Below are 20,048 nucleotides of genomic sequence, written 5' to 3'. Positions count from 1 at the left end.
CTAGTCAATCGATGACTGAATCTGTTCCAACCAAAGAACCTTCACTTTGAGGGCAGCATCAGTTTCTTCAGCCAGCTTCTCGTTCCCCGCCTTCTCAGCGGCTTCCTTAGCTGCTGTTAGGTCTGCGATTGAGTCTTGAAGCTGGGCCAGCATTCCCTGTGCTCGGGCTCGTGTCTCAGGATCGGACCGCTGCCACTCCTTGTTCTCTGCCTCGCGGAGCTCGCGCTCTACAGCACGGAGCCGACCCTCGATACGGGAGACATCCCGAGACGGGACCTGGCCCACGTCTTCCCACTTGTCTTGGATGTCACGTAGTGCCTTCTTGGTTGCCTCAATGTCGGTTATGGGCAGCAGGGCCTCGGCCTCGGATGCGAGTGCTTCCTTGAGGGCGAGGTTTGCTCCGAACTCAACGTCAACCGCTGCTTCGTGGTTGCGCCTCTTGTCGAAGAACACCTGCTGAGCAGCACGGAAGCGAGCCCATAGGGCATCGTCTTCCTTGCGAGAGGCGCGACCAGCCTGCTTCCACTGATCCATAAGGCCACGGTACTTGAAGGCGGTGTCACGCCAGTCGGTGGAGTCCTGCAGCTCTTCGGCCTCCTTGATAAGGCGTTCTTTGGTTGTCTTTGTGGTTGCCTGTCGAGCATCCAAGGCTGAGAAATACTGCCTGCGGCCGCGGTCGAATGTTGTGCGCGCCAGCGAGAAGCGCTTCCAGAGGGCGTCCTCGTCCCCCTTATCAAGACGGGGTCCTTGCTGCTGGTAGAGCTTCCACTGGTCCAGGAGTTCGCGCAGGCGGGCTCCGGAGTTCTTCCACTGAGTTCTCTCCGATGGCTGAGCTGCAATCTCTTCGGCCTCCACGACGATGGCAGTTCGCTGTTCCAATGCGGCGACCTTGGCTGCTGCACGTTCAACTCGCAGAGCTTCCTTCCTAGCAGTGACCTCGCTGGCCAGGCCCGCTACTCGCTTACGGAGCCCGGGGAGGTCACCAATTGCGGCTGGCTCTTTCACCTGGTCCTCAAGAGACTTCAGAGTGGAGTCAAGGTCCCGTGCGGAAAGCTGCGGCATCCTTGCCTCAAAAAGGTTCACCGTGGCAACGAGGTCCTCATAGCGCCGGGTGTAGAGCGCGAATGGCTCCTCAGGCAGGCCATCGGGATATGCCCCCACGATTCGCGCATCATCTCCATCCTTAGCCCAGATGTTCCCATCGGCATCCGTATAGCCGAACTCAAGGGTTTTCACTTCCTGGGGCTTCTTCTCAGAGACCGGAGATTGGTCTTCTGCGGGAACCTGGGGCTTTGCTTGCTCAGTCAAAGTAATCCTCAAGAGTTAGGCCAATGCTATTGGCGTACGATTGCGCGTCGTGTGCACCACTGATATGCACACAGCAAACATACTACCCGCCAACGCACAAACGCGGAAAGCAGGGGGAGCAAGTGGGTGGCAACCTCCATTTTTTTGGGGGCGCGGCTTACACCTGCCACCGGGCAAGTCTCTAACCCCTACTTTTCTTTCTTCCTTTGTGCTGTCCCTAAGACCCTTGATGCCTCGAAGACGCCGTCAACCCTGCGCAAGGCTGAGAGCACCTGGTCCAGATAGCCCACCCCGGGAAGTCCAAAGGTGAACCGAGCGGTGGCAATCTGATCACTTGATGAGGCCATTGAACCTGAAACAATATCCACGCGGTGGTCAGAGAATACTCTGGACAACTCGTTCAGAAGGCCAGGCCTGTTGAGTGCTTTAGTCTCAACCTCAACCAGATATTGGCTGCCTGTTTGGTTCGCATCCCACTGAACCTCGATCATCCGCTCGGGGCTCGTTTCAATGAGATGCTGCGCATTGACGCAGCTCTCCTGGTGGATCGACACACCCTCCCCCCGCGTCACGAAGCCAACAATAGAGTCGCCAGGCACGGGTTTGCAGCAACGCGCCAGCTTAACCCAAACCTCATTGGAGCTAAGACCCGAGACGATCACAGCAGCATCTTGCGAGGAGGCGTGCGAAGAAGCAGGTGTTAGGCCAGGGGTAACCGCTTCGGAAAGCGTCTCCTCAGTTCCTGCATCGCCCCCCAGGACCTCCACCAACTGATTCACGACATGCTGGGCCGAGACATGGTTCTCCCCAACTGCCGCATAGAGGGCAGAAATATCCTTCAAACCCATGTTGGTCGCAATTGACAGAACCGCACTGTGAGTCATCAGGCGCTGGAGAGGCAGATTCTGCTTCTTCATTGCCTTAGCAATGTGGTCCCTGCCCAAGTCGATCATTTCTTCGCGGCGCTCACGCTGGAACCATGACTTGATTTTCGACTTTGCTCTGGATGAAGCCACGAACTTCAGCCAGTCTTGAGACGGCGCACCCTTGCCCTGTTGAGCAGTTATCACCTCTACCGAGTCTCCGGACTCTAGTTTGGTATCAAGGGCGACAAGACGTCCGTTAACTCTTGCACCCACTGTGCCGTGCCCTACCTCCGTGTGGACAGCGTACGCAAAATCCACAGGTGTTGAACCAGGGGGGAGCACAATCACCTGGCCCCTGGGCGTAAACACATAGACTTCGTCGCCGGCGATCTCATACCTTAGAGAGTCCAGGAACTCCTCGGGATCGCCTGTCTCCTTCTCCATTTCCACAAGGAGGCGAACCCAATCCATCTGCTCTTTGGGCGACATCCGGTCAGGTTCAGCCTGCGAGGTCGCGGCAGACTGCTTGTAACGCCAGTGAGCTGCAACCCCAAACTCGGCTCGCTCATGCATTTCACGAGTGCGGATCTGCAGCTCGACGGGTCGGCCCCCGGGCCCAACGACAGTCGTGTGCAGCGACTGGTACAAGTTGAACTTCGGCATCGCAATGTAGTCCTTGAAGCGGCCCGGAATGGGGTTCCAGCGTGCATGGGCAGCACCAAGGACTGCGTAGCAGTCCTTTACCGAGTCGACAAGGACACGAACGGCAACCAGGTCATAGATCTCGTCAAACTGTTTGCCGCGGACAATCATCTTTTGATAGATCGAGTAGTGATGTTTAGGCCGACCGCTCACCGTCCCCTTGATCCGAGCGTGGCGCAAATCTTCCTCGAGCTGGCCGATAACATCACTGAGGTATACCTCTCTCTCAGGTGCTCTCTCCCCCACCAAGCGATCGATCTCTTCGTAGATGTCCGGGTAGAGCGTCTGGAAAGAAAGCTCCTCAAGTTCCCACTTGATGGTGTTCATACCGAGTCGGTGCGCAAGTGGCGCATAGATCTCTAGTGTTTCGCGTGCTTTACCCTTTGCTGACTCAGACGCAACATACTTCCAGGTGCGCGCGTTGTGCAACCTGTCGCCAAGTTTGATCAGAAGGACTCGAATGTCGCGACTCATCGCGACAATCATCTTCCGAAGTGTCTCCGATTGCGCAGACGCACCGTAGCGAATGCGATCGAGTTTGGTCACGCCGTCCACCATCGCTGCAATCTCAGGCCCAAACTCCTCCGAGAGTGCCTCTAATGTATAGCCGGTATCCTCAACGGTATCGTGCAGCAGCGCAGCCACCAGTGTTGGAGGGGTCATACCGATCTCAGCAAGAATTGTCGCTACAGCCACCGGGTGTGTCACATACGACTCACCCGACTTACGCTTTTGCCCTTCATGCCACTTTGCAGCAGTGCGGTAAGCGCGCTCGATCTCTGCCGTATTAGCACGAGGGTGGTGCGCCTTCACGGCCCGAATCAATGGTTCGATCTCAGGAATACTGGATCGACCGCGCGAGGAGAACCACGCTAGTCCCGAGCGGACTAGCGAGCCCGATGGGGGCGTCTTAGGCCCCTCGACTACCTCGATCTCCTCCATTCGGCAATGATAGTCCTACTCTTGAGGATCTACCTCGCCGTCTTCATGAACCTTTATCAAGACTTCAACGTTTTCCCGTTCGATCTTCGCAAGTCCACCTAGGTCAACAAGTTCGAGCAAGAAGAACATGCCAACGACGTGTGCGCCCGAGTGCTCTAGGAGTGATACTGCAGCCGCCGCGGTGCCGCCGGTTGCGAGCACATCGTCGACGATGAGGACACGTGCACCTTGAGGAACAGTATCAGGCCGTACCTCCAAACGTGCTGTGCCGTACTCTAGTGCATAGTCAACCCCAACCACAGGGGGCGGAAGCTTGCCTGCCTTGCGCAAAGTGAGCATCCCGATTCCAAGCTCTGCGGCCAGTGGGGCGGCCAAAATAAAGCCCCGTGACTCCAGGCCGGCCACATAGTCAATGTGCCCTGCGTACTTCTGCGCGAGGTACTCAGTGAGCTCTGCAAAAATAGGCCCATTGGCAATCAGAGGGGTGATATCTCGGAAGAGGACGCCCTCTTCGGGGAAGTCGGGGATCAGACCAATCGCTGATTCAACCGTCTTTGCTACTTCACTCTTGGAACTCACTTCTTCCCCCTGCGCTTGCGCTTCGGTTGCGCACTCTGACCGAGGTGGTGACCCGGTTTGGTGTTGGATCGGGCAACGAGCACCTCATCTTGGTGCTTTTCACCCTCGACATGTGTCTTCTCTCGAACTTCGAGGATTGTGTCATCCACCTTCTTTGTCTTCACTCGGCGGCTCTGCATGAGAGCCAAAGTGGGAGCGGCGATGAAGATGGATGAGAACGTCCCAACAATGATTCCGACGAATAGTGCAAGAGAAATGTCTGTGAGTGTGCCTGCACCGAGAAGTAGAGATCCAATGAAGAGGATTGAACCGACAGGTAGTAGTGCGACCACAGACGTGTTGATGGAGCGCACGAGAGTTTGATTCACACCGAGGTTAACGAGTTGACCGTAGGTGTATTTCCTCTGGTCAATGTGATTCGCAGTCAGTTCACGGATTTTATCAAAAACAACCACGGTGTCGTATAGGGAGTAACCGAGGATCGTGAGGAATCCGATGACAGTTGCGGGCGACACTTCGACTTGGGTGAGGGCGAAGAAGCCAACCGTGATGACGAGGTCGTGTGCGAGCGCCACCATTGCGGCCAGTGACATCGTCCAAGAACGGAAGTACACCGTCATCACCACTGCCACGATCAGAACGAAGATCAAGATTGACTGAAGGGCCTTTTGGGTGACGTCTTGGGACCACGTTGCACCCACCGAGTTTGTCTGTACATCCTCCGGTGGCACGTCGTAAGCCGCAGCCAAGTCGTTGCGAAGTTCCGTTGTCTGCGCAGTATCGAGACTTTGGGCTTGGATACGGATGGAGTCCGTCCCCAATGCTGAGACGCGAACGTTCTCGGTAATCCCATCAGCAGCAAGGGTGTCATAGGCAACCTGTTGGCTAGCACCTGGCGCACCCGAGATGATGAACTGTGTTCCTCCGGAGAACTCAATCGAAGGGTTGAGACCCCTGAAGCCAACAAGGAGAAGCGATACGATCATCAACGTAATACCGACGGTCAGGAATGTCTTGGCTCGACCGACAATGTTGTAGGACCTCTTGCCAGAGTAAAGCTCATTACCCCACTGGGAAAAACTAACCACGGCTTTCCTCCTTAACATCTGATTCTTCCCCGCTAGAGTCCCCGGTGCTCGGAGAGAGGCGCCGTCGTTCTGCCAGCGATAGTCGCGGCTCACCTGGTGCTTGCCGGACGACTGGTGGTACGTCTACAGACGCATCCACTTCGTCAGCACTGGACTCAAGGGTAGTATCCGTGATCACTGTGGGTTCAACTGCCGAGGCCGCACCCGCACCCACAGGAACTGGTACCTGTACCTTGGATTTGCGAATGGGTTCCGCGTTCAAGCGGCCCCTGTAGATCGAGCTGTTTGAAGCACCAAGGTGGGCGGGATCAAGCCCCGAGAGCTTGTGTCCCTGGCCCCAGAACTTGGTTCGCACCATCAGCGACATCATCGGGTGCGTGAAGAAGAAGACGACTATTAGGTCGACGACCGTCGTGACGCCCAGTGTGAAGGCGAAGCCTTGCACACCGCCCACAGCGAGCACGTAGAGCACAACAGCGGCGACTAGGTTGACAGCGTCAGAAATAACTAGCGTTCGCTTGGCGCGCTGCCAACCTTCTTCAACGGCAACTGAGAGCGGTCTTCCATCTCGAACTTCATCTCTAATGCGTTCGAAGTAGACAATGAAGGAGTCAGCAGTGATGCCGACTGCAATAATCAAGCCCGCAACACCGGGAAGTGAGAGGCGATAGCCCATGGTCCACGACAATATCGTGATGATTAGATAAGTGAGGCCGCCTGCAACGACGAGTGACCCAGCAGAAAGCAGCGCCAGACCACGGTACTGCCATGCCATGTAGCCCACAACCAGGAGAAGTCCGACCAGACCTGCCCAGATACCCTTCTGAAGGTGATCAACACCAAGGGTTGCTGAAATCTGCTGTTCAGATTGGACTTCGAAGTTGAGCGGAAGTGAACCGAACTGGAGTTGGTTCGCCAGCTCTTGAGCCTCCGAGGCTGTGAAGTTGCCTGTAATGCTTGCGCGACCGTCGCTGATGGGCACATTCATTGAAGGTGCGACGATAACGGTACCGTCGAGGACGACCGCGAACCGGTTGCGCGTTGCGTCGGTGTCAGCAAACTCATACAGACGCTGCGACGCCTCCGCGAACTGCTTAGTCCCCGCCGAATCGAGCTCAAGGGACACGGCATACTGTCCGGTGGGCTGGCCAGTGGCAGTAGTGTCCATTCCGGCTGAAGCATTCTTCAGGTGGGTACCTTCGATATCAACTGGCCCCAAAATGTACTTGGCATCTCCGTCAACGCCACACGTAACCATGGACGCGGCTGGATCATCCGCGATACCACCTGTGCGGTTCGCGGCATCCGTACAGTCAAGCAACAGGAAGTCACGGTAGTTCGCCTCTGTGATCCATGCCGTGTCCGAGTTGTTCTCTGGTGTCGCAACGGGTTCTTCCGAGATAACGCCATCACCGTTGGTGTCGGCCAGGCTGTTCGCGAGCTCCTCCAAAGACATCGCGGCCAGTTCCGTTTCACTCTGGGGAACTTGCGACAAATCGAGGGGAAGGGGGCTACCTGTGGTCAGAACCGGACGGAAACGCATGGTTGCTGAGGTGCGAACTAGATTCAGAATCGACTCGTCAGTGTCCCCGGGAATCGCAACAACGATGTTGTTCGAGCCCAGTGTCGAGATTTCCGCTTCTGCTACTCCAGACGCATCGACTCGTTGACGAATGATTGCGATTGCTTCATTCATGTCATCTGCTGTCACAGAACGTGCATCGGCGCCTTCTTCAAGCTTGGGAGTCAGAATGATCTGCGTCCCGCCCTCAAGGTCGAGGGCGAGTTTCGGGGTAAAGCCGGCCCCCTGCGTGAAATGGCCAATAACCAGTGCTCCCACTGCGATCGCTGTAACGATAAGCATGGAGAGCAGGGTTCTGCCCGGCCGATTCTTTTTTGTTGCCAAGGTAGTGGAACCTTTATCTGCGCGGTTTAACTAAATTCTTACTTGTTTGACTCTTCAGTTGGCTCGGTTGCGACCTCACCATCCAAATCGACGACACCGTCAAGCTGCTCTGATTCGTCCGTGCCATCAACGTCGGACTCGATCTGCAGTACATCTACCTCAATATCGTCTTCTGACTCACCCAAGGTCTCGAAAGGGGGGTCGGTTACTGCACGGATAGCAGCACGCAACCAGTAGGTTTCTTCCCCACTGGGAGTCTCGAGGATGATGACGTCGCCATCAGTATCGACAAAACGTCCAAAAAAGCCGGAGTACGTCTGTACCCAGGCCCCCGGAACCATGAGTTCGGACATGGTCTTCTCTGCTTCATCCTGGCGCTTCTTCTGCGACTTCTTGGCAAAGGAGTTCATTACGAACATGCCGCCAACAAGTACTGCCATGAACAACAGGATCTCCACGGGGGACCTTCTTTCCATCGATTGCAATGCTCACAAAGTCTAGGGGACAGATTGTGGTTTACGTAACCTGGGCGGACCCTCTATGCCGCAACTAACTAGTAAACCTCACAAAAATCAGCTATGCGCCAAAAAGGGCATCCGGTTCCGGCGGGACTAGACCTAGGTGAGCCCAGGTTTTCTGTGTCGCAACCCTGCCACGTGAAGTGCGAACGATAAAGCCGTGCCGTACCAGATAGGGCTCTGCCACTGTCTCGAGTGTCTCAGCCTCTTCCCCGACCGTGTGGGCCAACGTTGACAGGCCTACGGGCCCCCCGCCATACATACGGCACATGGCTTCTAGGACGGCACGGTCCAAACGATCGAGTCCAAGCGCATCCACTTCGAAGAGTTCAAGCGCATTGGACGCACTCTTTTGAGAGACGGTCAGCTCGCCTGCTACCTGTGCATAGTCTGTAACGCGGCGTAGCAAGCGGTTCGCAATACGTGGTGTCCCCCGCGAACGACGAGCAATCTCATTTCCTGCCCCCGACTCCAGCTTTGCACCCAAAAGGGAAGCACTGCGACCGACCACTGCCTGGAGATCGGCTACCGAATAGAACTCAAGGTGGGCGGTGTACCCAAACCGGTCCCTGAGGGGGGCCGGTAGCATGCCAGATCTTGTTGTAGCACCAACGACCGTGAATCTCGGCAGGGTGAGCGGAATGGAAGTGGCACCGGGCCCCTTGCCAACAATGATGTCAACCCTGAAATCTTCCATCGCCATGTAGAGCATTTCCTGGGCAGTCCGCGCCAAACGGTGGATCTCATCAATAAAGAGCAGGTCCCCGGGCTGAAGCGCCGACAGAATCGACGCGAGGTCGCCGGCGTGCTGAATAGCGGGACCTGAAGTGAGACGCAGTGACGCCCCCATTTCGGAGGCAATGATCATCGCGAGTGTGGTCTTTCCCAGGCCAGGTGGACCTACTAGGAGAACGTGATCCGCTGGCTCCCCACGCCCGCGCGCCGCATCGAGCACAACACTCAACTGGCGGCGAACAGCAGGTTGACCAATGAACTCGTTGAGGGAACGAGGGCGCAGCGCGGCTTCGGCTGCCCTTTCTATCTCATCACTGTCCGGAGCAATGATCCGGCTTACTTCAGGTTCCTCAGCCGGTGTGTTCAAGTAGTCGAAGTCATCGATATTAGAAGCCACGCTGAGCCCCCAAAACCGCTAGGGCGCCACGCAACATTTCTTCAACACTTGTAAACTCACCCGAGAGTTCATTTAGCGTACGTTCTGCGATGGCACGTGGCCACCCTAACTGCTCAAGGGCTGCTGCAACAGGTTCCCGCAGCGTACTAGTCGTGGTTGAACCAGAAGAGCCTCCGCCTGCAGTATCCGCTGGCAAACCCAACTTGTCACCGATTTCCAGAACCATACGCTGCGCCGTCTTCTTTCCGACGCCCGGTATCCGTGTAAGCAGCGCCAAGTCGCCTGATGCTACGCCACTGCGCAAATCATCCAGCCCAACGGTGTCAATAGCTGCGAGGGCGAGTCTTGGTCCAATTCCAGAAACAGACATGAGAACTTCGAAGCCATCACGTTCTTCCGTGGTTGTGAATCCAAAGAGGGTTAGAGAATCTTCCCGGACGATGAGGCTTGTCTGCAACGTGACTTCCTCAGAGGTAATCTGCAAAGACTTCGGAATCTCTACCCGAAAACCGACTCCTGCCACGACAATCTGCACCCAGTCGGCACTGCGGATACCGACAGTGCCTGTAAGTGATGAGATCATAGCTCCCCCTTCGAACAGTTGTACGATACCAGTGCGCACCGACAATAGAAGAAATGCCTGCCGCTACGGGGTGTTCTTCCTCTGCGTGCTGCGCCTTGGATCGACTGCTCCTCGCCGTTTTTGCATTGCTTGGGCTTGCGCCCAAGCCAGCTGGGCTGGAGTAAGTGGAGCCTTCGAAGAAACTTTCCCAGACAGTGACACTTCCACGGCGCTATCAGATCCGCTACCCAAGAGGCCTGTCCCCCGCCATGCATGACAGATGGCGATAGCTAGAGCATCCGCTGCATCGGCGGGCTGTGGGGGCGCGGACAGTGACAGGATGCGTGCGACCATGTGCTGGACCTGAGCCTTCCCTGCTCTGCCCGATCCGGTGACTGCCGCTTTAACCTCGGAAGGCGTATACACAGCCATGGCAAGTCCCGCGCGTCCCACTTCCACCATTGCGGCACCCATAACCTGGGTAGTTGGCGTCACTGACTGAAGATTGTCCTGCGTGAACACACGCTCGATTGCAACTACCTCAGGTTGGTACTTGCCAATGGCCGCTGCGATTGCATCTGCAATATCCCTGAGGCGGAAGTGGGTGGCCAGGGAGGGGCTGGTTCGAGCCACTTCGACTCCAACCAGTGTGGCCCTCCGTGAATCATCGACTTCCACGGCCCCCAAACCACAGCGCGTGAGGCCGGGATCAATTCCCAGTACTCTCACTGCCCGGTCTAGTCCTCTTCCTCAAGGGCCGCTGCTACCTCTTCTGAGATATCTACATTTGAGAACACGTTTTGCACGTCGTCGGAGTCATCCAGAGCATCGATCAGCCGCATGACTTTCTTTGCGCCCTCAAGATCCACTGGAACCTCGACTGACGCTTCAAATTCTGCTTCCGCCGAGTTGTAGTCAATGCCCGCGCCTTGCAGTGCGGTGCGGACTGCGACCATATCCGATGGATCTGAAGTGATCCTGAAAATATCGCCATAACGAACGACGTCGTCAGCACCCGACTCCACCGCCACCTCAAACAGATTGTCTTCGTCGACGCCTTCAGTGGGTACCTCGATCATGCCCCTCCTGCTGAAGAGATATGACACGGAGCCAGGCTCGGCAAGCGAGCCACCGTTCCTGCTCAGCGCGACTCGAACTTCAGACGCTGCACGGTTGCGGTTATCCGTCAGGCACTCGATCAGCAGCGCGACACCACCGGGTCCGTAGCCTTCGTACATGATGCTCTGCCAGTCAGCGCCTCCGGATTCAGCGCCGGACCCACGCTTGAGAGCACGGTCAATGTTGTCTGCCGGAACCGAATTCTTCTTGGCTTTCTGGATGGCGTCATAGAGCGTCGGGTTCGCAGCGGGGTCACCCCCACCGTTACGTGCGGACACTTCAATGTTCTTCACCAGTCGTGCGAAGAGCTTTCCACGCTTCGCGTCGATGGCGGCTTTCTTGTGCTTTGTTGTCGCCCACTTAGAGTGACCGGACATGATGCCTCCCTGTTGCAGATTCGCTGGTGATTCTACCTTGTGTAGACCGGCTTCCAGTACCGGCAAACGGCCTTGCATTCACATCAACGCGGATCGGGGTCCCTTACCCACCCTTGCGTGGCGCCGCCCTCGGCCGCCAACTCTACGTAAACGCCATCCCATTCTTTGTGCCACGCAAGCACATGTTCCGGTAGTGACAGCGGATACACCGTCTCACGCCCTGCAAGAGCTACTAGTTCCTCCGGAGAAAACCAGGCAAACTCGTCGAGCGTCTCGTTCTCCAGCGCAGTTAGGTTCTGAGACTCGACCTGTGGTCTCACTCCGTCAACACGCGCGATGAAGAAAAGCTCCTCTTGACGTGCCATGACATTACGGAAACGAAACTCCGCCTTTCGATGCATGACCGGACCTTCCACGAAACGTGCATCGAAACAGAATCCGGTCTCCTCAATCGCCTCACGAAGTGCCCCCGCACGCGGATCCTCGTCCTGCTCCAACCCTCCGCCGACCGTAAACCACCAGCGGTGTTTGAGGTCGTGCGTATCGTGGCCCCTGATCAGGAGAATGTTTCCTTCACGATCAAAAATGAGTAGCCTCGCGCCCTTTCGGCTGGGTACGCCCTCGTCGTCGGGAACCCAGTCGGGACCCAGATCAGTCATCTCCGGCGATTCTTCCCTCTTCAACGGCCAACTGACCGGCTTCCAAGTACGCTTCCCGATGAATGATCATCTCAGCTAGTGCCTTCTGTGCAACCAGGGTACGAGGGCGTGACGGTCCGCTGTTCTCAATCTGGCGTTGCTCTAGTCCCAGCCGTCCCGCGTTCTTCATGTAACCCCGCAGCGCTTTCGGGGCTGGCTTGCCGACTTTCCGGGCCCACTGCCTCGCATACTTCCTCCCCCCGGCATCGCAAACCATATGGAGCTCTTGGGTGGACAACCAACCTGTTGCCACATAGGGGTCCAAGCCTTGTCCAATACGCGGAAGTTCTTTTTTCGGCCGCCGCAGTATCCAGATCAGCCAGACAATAAAGAGTGGAACCTCAAGCAGGATGTACCAGACAAGCCACTCGATCCCCCTGCTGGCCAAGCCATTCCAAGCAGCATGAACGAAAATGGCTGCAATCCACCCCACGCCACCTCGCCAGCAACGACTCCAGATCCCCTTGGGACCTAGAAGAGCCGCGGCAACGCCGATCCCGATTAGGGATGTTGCGAGGGGATGGACGAATGGACTCATAACTGCGCGGGCAAAGATGGTCACGCCCAAGGATGAAGTACCTTCAGCGTGGGCCTGAGCAAAGTAGAGGATGTTCTCAGTGAATGCGAATCCCGCACCAGCCAAACCCCCGACTGCCACACCATTGCTGAGTGAGACCACGTACGGGCGACCCACGACAAGAATGACCACAACCCCAAGACCCTTGAGGACTTCTTCTGAGAACGGCGCCACCAGGACCGCAGCGCGGACTTCCGCAGATGCTACGTCGCCTAAATAGTGGATGAGATCTTCAAAAAGGGCTGTGTTGATAGCCGCCGCAATTGCGGTTGCGACACCGGCGCCCCATGCAGCTGAGAAGAGAAGGTATCTGAGCGGCATTGGTGCCAATGCGTCCGAGCGGGAGAGAACCCATGCCACGATCCCCAATGGGAGTAACGCAATTAGGCCGAACGCACCGGTAGAGACGAACCCGGTACTTTGAAACAAGACAAGACTGGTCGCGATCAAACCCACTACTGCGGCAATGACGATTACCGTGTCCGAGGTCGACAGCCCTCTTGCAACCCACCACGTCCGGAACCGCCCAACTTTTGCATCTGAAGAGGGCTGGGCTTGGGAGTATGGCGAGGGTGAATCGAGGTGATGCCCCTCGTCTTGCCGCTCAGATCTCTGGGCTGAGAGCCGGTACCGCTCCCAGGGATTAGGCTCGCTACTGGTCATCTATATCCACATACTGTGGCAACGGTGCTCTACCACTGAGGTGAAACACGCGTGCAATCGGCTTGGCACGGAGCCTGCGTACATTGGAGACATCCTGGTTGTGCAAGTTGCGAGCCACTCGCGCCCTGTAGGTCGCAGAAGCGAGCACGTCCAACTGTGTGTGAGTCAGGACGGACTGTTCCAGCTCCCCGCGCAGCTCGGGAGTCAACGTCGAGCGAAGTACTTGCGATAAAGAAGATTCAGCGTGGCGTCGCAGTGCCGAATCCTCTGCGCTGCCTCGACCCTGTCGTGCAAACCCTCCCAGAGAATCTTCAGCCAATGGAAACTCAGCGGCGCTCAGGGCCGCGGTAGCCACTTCCCGAAGAGCGTTCGAATCTTCCTTTGTGAGTGCTCCCGAATCGGCAAGCCTCACAGCCTCTGCAGAGCGTTTCACTAGGTGTCGATCCAAGCGGAGCCGCGCGGACGCGATTCTCCGGTGCAGTCGGTCAATCCTTGCACCATAGGTCCAAGCTAAGGTCGCAACCGTCACGATGAGAATCACCCCTCCACTGACCCACCACATCCAGGATGTCACTGAGGATCTGCCTTGCCCATCTTCGATCGAACGGTTTCGTACGCAGTGCCCGTCACGGGCGGGGCACCCCAGTCGACTACTTCCTCATAGACGGCCATGATCTGGTCGGTCACAGTTCCCCAGTCATACATCGCTGAACGCGCAAGACCGGCTGCAGCGAGGGCCTCGACGCGTTCGGGATCGCGCAGAAGCGCCCTCGTCTTTTCTGCAAGGGACTTGGAGTCTCTATTGGAGAAAAGCTCTCCGGCATTTCCATTGTCAAGGACCGCCGAAAATGCGGCGATATCCGATGCGACAACAGCGGTACCTGCGGCCATCGCCTCGACCAGAACAATACCGAATGACTCGCCACCCGTTTGCGGTGCGATGTAAAGGGTCGCCCCGCTCAGGAGGGAAGCCTTCTCTTCATCACTGATCTCCCCAAGGAGTGTGACGTTGTCTGGGTGGCGTTTGAGGACGGAGTCCAAGACCTTGGCATCCCCGCGGCCCGCAACAAGGAACCTGGCGTGTGGAAACTCTGCGAGAACTGGCTCAATTGCGCCTTCGAAGACTGGAAGACCCTTTCTCGACTCGTCAAGACGCCCGAGGAAAACAATGACGGGCACGTCGACGGATCCTTCCCATTCGGGAGTGGGAGCCGCCTCCTTGAACAAACTCGTCTCAACTCCATTGGGAATGATGATCGCATCACCACCGTGATGTTCGACAAGTGTTCGCCGCGCCTCATTCGACACAGCAATGCGGGCCGATATTTTCTCCAGCAGAGGGCGAACAAGCGGGGCGGTTAGAGTGCGGATTGTGGAGCGCTCCATAGCGGAGTGAAACGTAGCCACGACGGGCACATCGGCATTTTTTAGTGCATGCATTCCAAGTGATGGGGTGCCCGGTTCATGAATATGGACAACATCAAAATTGCCGTCTTCCAGCCACTTCTTGGTCTTCCCTGCTGCGCGCGGACCGTATGACAGCCGGGCAACAGAACCGTTGAACCTGATGGCGACAGCAGGCCCTGCAGGCACAAACCAGTCGGGGTGGTCATCGCTCTCGGAAGGAGCAAGAACTGACACAAAATGTCCGCGACGCACCAGTTCCGTTGCCAGGTCTTGGATGTGGATCTGCACGCCACCTGGAACATCAAATGAGTATGGACTGACAATACCGATCCTCACTGCATCTCCCTTTCGTTGCCTTCAGCCCTATTCTCCAGTGCACGCTTCCTAGCTCGCTCTAGCCTGGCAGGGTCCAGGTCCTTGACATAGAGCTTTTGCATCATGTGCCAGTCGACAACATGTTCTTGCATGATAGGAGCAATGGCCTCTACCCATGCCTTGGTCCATGCCTCTACTAAAGACTGTCCCGCTCCAGGAGTCGGACGAGGTATGGGGTCCGTGAAATGGAAGTAGAGCTGCCATTTGCCTTTGAACCGTCGATATGAAATATGACCGGCGATCAAAGGCCTGTCAAGGGCCTCTGCAAGCGCAGCAGGTCCAGCAGCAACGAGAGCAGCCTGAGAGCCGAGCATGACTTCAACTCCGCTTCCAGAGATATCCCGGTCAGCAAGGAGTGGCACCAACACAGAACGTCCTCGCGCCTGGTCCTTCAGTTGCTCAAACACGTGCTCACCGGGACCCACCCCGATAATCTCGAGACCAAGAGAGTTACGGAACTTGACGAACTCATCAAACAGTTCTGGTGGTTCCAGCTTCTCAGCAACCGTGAGAACCGTGCCGTAGCCTTGGGAGAACCAAGCGCCCGCCATGTCCCAGTTGCCGGAATGTGTCAGGGCTAGGACTACGGGGCCGTCCTTCATCAGGTCATGAACTGTCTCAACCCCGGGGTAAACACATGCTTGCCTGATCTCTGCTGTGGAGAATCCCGGAAGCGTGAACTGCTCAGCAAAACTCCGGAAGTACGATTGCACGCCTTGTCGAACCATGGTCTGCGAAGCATCCTGGCCCAGTAGTGCAGCATAGTTGCTTCGAAGTTGACGTACGGAACCGCCATTGCCTCGTGCGACCACTCGGGCCGCAATGTCCGCCCCGCCATAAACCAGTGTGCGCGGTAAGTGTGGAAGAATGCGCCAAGCAAAACGATAGATGCGACCCAAGTTCATGACTGTTCTAGCCCCTCGCCTGCCAGGGCGCGGTGGGCGACCACCATCCGCTGGATGACTGTCACACACGAAGCAAACGCCACCCAGACCATTCCGATTGGGAAGAGAACCTCGGGAAGCCCGAAGTCTGTGAAACCCGCACCGACGAGGACGATGATGAGCCGATCGGTACGTTCCGCAATTCCGACCTTGGCAACGACGCCGAAGTTTTCCGCCCTCGCACGCGTGTAAGGCACCACGCCAATGGCAACCATTGAAACGATTCCGGCGACAATCGTTGTTGTCCGGATGGCGCCGTCTGGCAGTCCCACAATCGCCCACCACAGCAGTGAGCCAAAAACCATTCCATCGGTGATTCTGTCCATGGTGGAGTCAAGGAAGGCACCGTACTTCGAGGACGTGCCAGTCAGGCGGGAGAGCACGCCGTCGACCGAATCCGCGAACAGGACGACTCCCAGCAGAATCCCCCCTAATCCCAGGTAGCCCCGAGCCAGAAGGCCGAAAGAAAGCCCGGCAACGATGACAGCGGATCCGTACGTCACCATGTTCGGTGTGATACCGATGCGGGCCAGCAGCTTTGCAAACGGAGTGAAGACTACGGTCGCAACCGACCGGCCATGGTTTCCAAGCACTACACGATCTCCTCATCATTCGACGGACGTTCTACAGGCCAGGCTGCCGCGAGCTTGGCGCGGGCATCCCCAAGTAGCTCTGGAATCGCTTTGGTTTGGGCAATGATCGGGAAGAAGTTGGCGTCCCCACCCCACCTTGGCACGACATGTTGGTGCAGGTGACCGGCAATGCCTGCTCCCGCAATTGCACCCTGGTTCATCCCCAGGTTGAACCCGTGGGGGGCTGCAACAAGCCGTTCCACCCGCATTGCCTCGGCGGTGAGTTCACCGACCTCGATCCGTTCATCGGTCGTCAGGTCGGTGTAGTCAGCTACATGCCGGTAGGGACAAACAAGCATGTGGCCAGAGTTGTAGGGGTAGAGATTGAGAATAACGAACGCGTTGCGCCCCCTGTGGACAATCAGTGCGTCCTCATCGTTTAGTGATGGTGCGACACAGAACGGGCATGCCGAGGCCGCCCTCGTGTCACCGGATTCGATGTAGGCCATGCGGTATGGGGTCCACAGACGTTCGAAGCCGTCTGGGGCACCCGCCAACTCGTGGCCATCTCCGGAATCAACACCGTTCTGCTGAGACATCTACTGTGCCACTGGCCAAATGTCGTCGTCGTTGCGCCGCGTCCGAATGTGATCCACAATCCTCGCCACGGCGTCATCAACGGGAACACCGTTGATCTGTTCGCCGCCGCGAAGGCGGAAAGAGACTGCATCTGCGGCTTCGTCCTCGCCCCCGGCAATCAGGACCACTGGAATTTTCTCTTTGGAAGCGTTGCGGATCTTCTTACCAAACCTGTCGGAAGAAGTATCGACCTCCACACGGACGCCCTCTTTCCGCAGTTTCTTGGCAATGTCATCCATGTAGTCATTGAAAGCGTCGGCAACGGGAATGAGTCGAACTTGAACAGGTGCCAACCACAGTGGGAATGCGCCAGCGTAGTGTTCAAGAAGAATCGCGAAGAAGCGCTCAATCGAGCCGAAGAGAGCCCTGTGAATCATCACGGGTCTCTGCCGTGATCCGTCCGACTCCGTGTATTCCAGGTCGAGGCGCTCAGGCGTGTTGAAGTCCAACTGGATCGTGGACATCTGCCAGGTGCGGCCGAGGGCGTCGCGGGCTTGCACTGAGATCTTCGGGCCATAGAACGCTGCGCCGCCGGGGTCTTCGACCAGTTCTAGGCCTGATTCCTCAGCAACCTCGCGAAGTGTTGCCGTTGCCTCATCCCAAATCTCATCAGTGCCAACGTACTTTTCGGGATCCTTGGTGGAGACCTCCAGGTAGAAATCCTCCAGTCCGTAGTCACGCAGCAACTGCAAGATGAACTCTAAGACTTCGCGGATTTCATCCTTCATCTGCGATCTAGTGGTGTAGATGTGCGCGTCATCTTGCGTGAAACCGCGGGCGCGCGTCAGGCCATGAACCACACCGGACTTCTCGTATCGGTACACGGTACCGAACTCGAACAACCTCATAGGGAGGTCGCGGTATGAGCGCCCTCGTGAACCAAAAACCAGTGAGTGCATGGGGCAGTTCATGGGCTTCAGGTAGTAGTCCTGACCAGGTTTGGTAACCTCCCCCGTTTCCTCATCGACGACCTCATCGACATGGAGGGGTGGGAACATTCCGTCCTTGTACCAAGCGAGGTGTCCCGAACGCTCAAACAATTCGCCTTTTGTGATGTGGGGGGTTGAAACGAAGTCGTATCCGCCGGCTAGGTGCTGGCGACGTGAGTGCTCTTCCATCTCCATGCGCACGGCTGCACCTTTGGTGTGGAAGATAGGTAGTCCCGACCCGATTTCATCTGGGAAGGAGAACAGGTCCAGTTCGCTGCCCAGTCTGCGGTGATCGCGTCGCTCAGCCTCTGCGATGCGTTCCTGATAAGCCCTCAGTTCATCCTTGGTGGGCCAGGCCGTGCCGTAGATACGCTGCAGTTGAGCGTTCTTCTCACTTCCACGCCAGTAGGCTGCGGACGACCGCGTCAATGCGAAGCCGTTCCCCAGGTACTTCGTTGACGGCACGTGAGGGCCGCGGCACAGGTCCTTCCATGCCACATCGCCATTGCGGCGTACGTTGTCATAGATGGTGAGCTCGTCGCCGCCCACTTCTACGGATGATCCGTCCTCGGAAGTAGCCGACGACTTGTCGGCGATCAGTTCGATCTTGTAGGGCTCATCGGCTAACTCTTCGCGCGCTTCGTCCTCGGAAACTACCCTTCTGCGGAAGGTCTGGTTCTCTTTGACGATCCGCGCCATGGACTTTTCCAAAGCACGCAAGTCCTCTGGAGTAAAAGGCTCGTCAACACCGAAGTCGTAGTAGAAGCCATCGGTGATTGGCGGGCCAATACCAAGGTCAGCGTGGGGGTTGACGTCCTGGACAGCCTGCGCAAGCACGTGGGCGCTGCTGTGGCGGAGAATCGCAAGCCCTTCAGGTGAGCCAATGGTGATCGCGGAGACTACGCCCCCGTTCGGCAGCTCTGCTGCGAGATCAACCTCCTTGCCATTGAGAGTCATTGCGACGATGTCACGTCGTTTCCCAAAGAGGTCCAGACCTGTGGTCCCAGGTTCAACTTCCTGGTCTTCTCCATCAACATTCACCACGAATGATGTCACTTTTCCCCCAGCGTCAGACTTTCAGGTGCGGTGGGCCCGCCTTGCCTGTCCAATAATAGCCGCAGCCTTGAAGACACCGACCGCCATGTGGCCCTAACCTTGAGTGCGCCACATAGAGTTCCGTAAATGTTGGGACGGAGTGGGAACTCCCATAGCCCCGGTACGTTCGTGTAGTTCTGCACAAACTGCAGCTTGTACCGGCCCACGCTGTAGAGGCTTGGGACCATCGGTGAGTGCACACCCATCAAATCGAGGTCGCACATGCCTTCTTCGGCCAGCATGCACGCCACCTCGAAGTCCAAGAGCACCGTCGCCTTGGTCTGCCGCGAACTGTCGGAGGAAGCCCCGAAGAACGCCCCAACATTCTTGCGGTAGGCGATTACCAAATCCCAGCACACCAGGTCACCGTCGATGCGGGCACCAAATAGCCGCGCGTGCTCTGGACCCAACTGAACTAGGAGCTGCCAATAGTAGTTCTCTTCATGAGGCGTGAAGCAGTCCCTCAGGGCAGTCTCTTCCAAGAGTTTGTAGTACTCGTGAAACTCTTCTTGAGTAAGCCCCGTCTCCTCCGCAATCACTCCGCCCGCTTCACCAAACAGCGTCTGGGATCGTCGTACGAGTTTGCGTCCCGCTGACGGCATGGCATCCAAAGCTGCCTGACGGTTGCCTCGTGCTCCATTGATCAAGGCTGTTCGATCATATCCGAGGACGCGAATCGGGGTTCGCAAGAAGGGGTGGACATACCATGAGTGAAGGCGGATGAAGACGATCTCCGGGTCTTCCGCTGTTACATATCGTTTGATCGCTAAGAGGGCCGATTCTTCACGTTCCGGTGGCGGCTGCTTCAACCAGACTGGGCCACGACGAGCCCAGAGGAACTTTGCGCCGCGAAGTTCATGGCTGTACAGCGATACGAATGCAAGGGGTTTTCCGTCCTCGCTAATTAGGAGTCGAAAGCGAAGAGGACTACCCATCACAGCAGCGAAACCCTCCCACGGTTCCGCCTGCTCGAGAGGTGTGCGACCGACAAGACCACTCTGGACTTGACGTAGGTCCTCTGCACTTACGGAATGGACTTCGAGCACTGCT

General features: G+C 56.9%; 19 protein-coding genes. All 19 read right to left on the bottom strand.

The window, feature by feature from the left end; all coding sequences use genetic code 11:
- Window positions 1-1,308: a DUF349 domain-containing protein gene (locus tag H2O65_RS05655; RefSeq protein ID WP_259349462.1), complete on the bottom strand. Its 1,308-nt coding sequence runs from the start codon at window positions 1,306-1,308 to the stop codon at window positions 1-3.
- A gap of 188 nt (window positions 1,309-1,496) precedes the next feature.
- Complete coding sequence (locus H2O65_RS05650) at window positions 1,497-3,818, bottom strand: bifunctional (p)ppGpp synthetase/guanosine-3',5'-bis(diphosphate) 3'-pyrophosphohydrolase (RefSeq protein ID WP_182140781.1); 2,322 nt, start codon at window positions 3,816-3,818, stop codon at window positions 1,497-1,499.
- Between the two features lie 15 nt (window positions 3,819-3,833).
- Window positions 3,834-4,397 (bottom strand): adenine phosphoribosyltransferase, encoded by a 564-nt coding sequence (locus H2O65_RS05645; RefSeq protein WP_182140780.1) that lies wholly within the window; start codon window positions 4,395-4,397, stop codon window positions 3,834-3,836.
- Window positions 4,394-5,485 (bottom strand): protein translocase subunit SecF, encoded by a 1,092-nt coding sequence (gene secF / locus H2O65_RS05640; RefSeq protein ID WP_182140779.1) that lies wholly within the window; start codon window positions 5,483-5,485, stop codon window positions 4,394-4,396. Before secF ends, H2O65_RS05645 begins: the two co-directional genes overlap by 4 nt.
- Window positions 5,478-7,391, bottom strand: a complete 1,914-nt coding sequence (secD, locus tag H2O65_RS05635; RefSeq protein WP_182140778.1) for a protein translocase subunit SecD — start codon at window positions 7,389-7,391, stop codon at window positions 5,478-5,480. The genes secF and secD overlap by 8 nt, the downstream gene beginning before the upstream one ends.
- Before the next feature lie 38 nt (window positions 7,392-7,429).
- On the bottom strand, window positions 7,430-7,849 hold the full coding sequence (gene yajC / locus H2O65_RS05630) for a preprotein translocase subunit YajC (RefSeq protein ID WP_182140777.1): 420 nt from the start codon (window positions 7,847-7,849) through the stop codon (window positions 7,430-7,432).
- Between the two features lie 118 nt (window positions 7,850-7,967).
- Window positions 7,968-9,011 (bottom strand): Holliday junction branch migration DNA helicase RuvB, encoded by a 1,044-nt coding sequence (gene ruvB, locus H2O65_RS05625; RefSeq protein WP_182142681.1) that lies wholly within the window; start codon window positions 9,009-9,011, stop codon window positions 7,968-7,970.
- Window positions 9,012-9,030: 19 nt separating this feature from the next.
- Window positions 9,031-9,624 carry a Holliday junction branch migration protein RuvA gene (ruvA, locus tag H2O65_RS05620; protein WP_182140776.1) on the bottom strand — a complete coding sequence of 198 codons (594 nt, stop codon included), beginning with the start codon at window positions 9,622-9,624 and terminating at the stop codon, window positions 9,031-9,033.
- 63 nt (window positions 9,625-9,687) lie between these two features.
- Window positions 9,688-10,332: a crossover junction endodeoxyribonuclease RuvC gene (ruvC, locus tag H2O65_RS05615; protein ID WP_182140775.1), complete on the bottom strand. Its 645-nt coding sequence runs from the start codon at window positions 10,330-10,332 to the stop codon at window positions 9,688-9,690.
- An 8-nt stretch (window positions 10,333-10,340) separates the two neighbouring features.
- Window positions 10,341-11,099 carry a YebC/PmpR family DNA-binding transcriptional regulator gene (locus tag H2O65_RS05610; RefSeq protein ID WP_182140774.1) on the bottom strand — a complete coding sequence of 253 codons (759 nt, stop codon included), beginning with the start codon at window positions 11,097-11,099 and terminating at the stop codon, window positions 10,341-10,343.
- An 83-nt stretch (window positions 11,100-11,182) separates the two neighbouring features.
- The gene (locus H2O65_RS05605) at window positions 11,183-11,758 is read right to left on the bottom strand and encodes an NUDIX hydrolase (RefSeq protein WP_182140773.1); all 576 of its coding nucleotides are present in this window, start codon (window positions 11,756-11,758) and stop codon (window positions 11,183-11,185) included.
- Window positions 11,751-13,037, bottom strand: a complete 1,287-nt coding sequence (locus H2O65_RS05600; protein ID WP_182140772.1) for a PrsW family intramembrane metalloprotease — start codon at window positions 13,035-13,037, stop codon at window positions 11,751-11,753. Before H2O65_RS05600 ends, H2O65_RS05605 begins: the two co-directional genes overlap by 8 nt.
- Window positions 13,027-13,611: a hypothetical protein gene (locus tag H2O65_RS05595; RefSeq protein WP_182140771.1), complete on the bottom strand. Its 585-nt coding sequence runs from the start codon at window positions 13,609-13,611 to the stop codon at window positions 13,027-13,029. The genes H2O65_RS05600 and H2O65_RS05595 overlap by 11 nt, the downstream gene beginning before the upstream one ends.
- The gene (locus H2O65_RS05590; RefSeq protein ID WP_182140770.1) at window positions 13,608-14,780 is read right to left on the bottom strand and encodes a glycosyltransferase family 4 protein; all 1,173 of its coding nucleotides are present in this window, start codon (window positions 14,778-14,780) and stop codon (window positions 13,608-13,610) included. The genes H2O65_RS05595 and H2O65_RS05590 overlap by 4 nt, the downstream gene beginning before the upstream one ends.
- Entirely contained in the window at window positions 14,777-15,724 is a 948-nt protein-coding gene (locus H2O65_RS05585; RefSeq protein WP_182140769.1) for a phosphatidylinositol mannoside acyltransferase, read from the bottom strand. Before H2O65_RS05585 ends, H2O65_RS05590 begins: the two co-directional genes overlap by 4 nt.
- Complete coding sequence (gene pgsA, locus H2O65_RS05580; RefSeq protein ID WP_182140768.1) at window positions 15,721-16,356, bottom strand: phosphatidylinositol phosphate synthase; 636 nt, start codon at window positions 16,354-16,356, stop codon at window positions 15,721-15,723. Before pgsA ends, H2O65_RS05585 begins: the two co-directional genes overlap by 4 nt.
- Complete coding sequence (locus H2O65_RS05575) at window positions 16,356-16,934, bottom strand: HIT domain-containing protein (RefSeq protein WP_182140767.1); 579 nt, start codon at window positions 16,932-16,934, stop codon at window positions 16,356-16,358. The genes pgsA and H2O65_RS05575 overlap by 1 nt, the downstream gene beginning before the upstream one ends.
- The gene (gene thrS, locus H2O65_RS05570) at window positions 16,935-18,959 is read right to left on the bottom strand and encodes a threonine--tRNA ligase (RefSeq protein WP_182140766.1); all 2,025 of its coding nucleotides are present in this window, start codon (window positions 18,957-18,959) and stop codon (window positions 16,935-16,937) included.
- The gene (locus H2O65_RS05565; protein ID WP_182140765.1) at window positions 18,956-20,044 is read right to left on the bottom strand and encodes a lipid II:glycine glycyltransferase FemX; all 1,089 of its coding nucleotides are present in this window, start codon (window positions 20,042-20,044) and stop codon (window positions 18,956-18,958) included. Before H2O65_RS05565 ends, thrS begins: the two co-directional genes overlap by 4 nt.
- Window positions 20,045-20,048 lie beyond the last annotated feature (4 nt).

The sequence above is a fragment of the Schaalia sp. JY-X169 genome (genome assembly GCF_014069575.1).
Classification (GTDB): Bacteria; Actinomycetota; Actinomycetes; order Actinomycetales; family Actinomycetaceae; genus Scrofimicrobium.
This window is presented reverse-complemented; position numbering and strand designations above follow the sequence as displayed.

Bases quoted from the DNA above. Each gene is read 5' to 3' on its own strand.
- H2O65_RS05650 (WP_182140781.1), bottom strand. From the start codon at position 3,818: ATGGAGGAGATCGAGGTAGTCGAGGGGCCTAAGACGCCCCCATCGGGC.
- ruvA (WP_182140776.1), bottom strand. From the start codon at position 9,624: ATGATCTCATCACTTACAGGCACTGTCGGTATCCGCAGTGCCGACTGG.
- H2O65_RS05610 (WP_182140774.1), bottom strand. From the start codon at position 11,099: ATGTCCGGTCACTCTAAGTGGGCGACAACAAAGCACAAGAAAGCCGCC.
- H2O65_RS05605 (WP_182140773.1), bottom strand. From the start codon at position 11,758: ATGACTGATCTGGGTCCCGACTGGGTTCCCGACGACGAGGGCGTACCC.
- H2O65_RS05600 (WP_182140772.1), bottom strand. From the start codon at position 13,037: ATGACCAGTAGCGAGCCTAATCCCTGGGAGCGGTACCGGCTCTCAGCC.
- H2O65_RS05585 (WP_182140769.1), bottom strand. From the start codon at position 15,724: ATGAACTTGGGTCGCATCTATCGTTTTGCTTGGCGCATTCTTCCACAC.
- H2O65_RS05575 (WP_182140767.1), bottom strand. From the start codon at position 16,934: ATGTCTCAGCAGAACGGTGTTGATTCCGGAGATGGCCACGAGTTGGCG.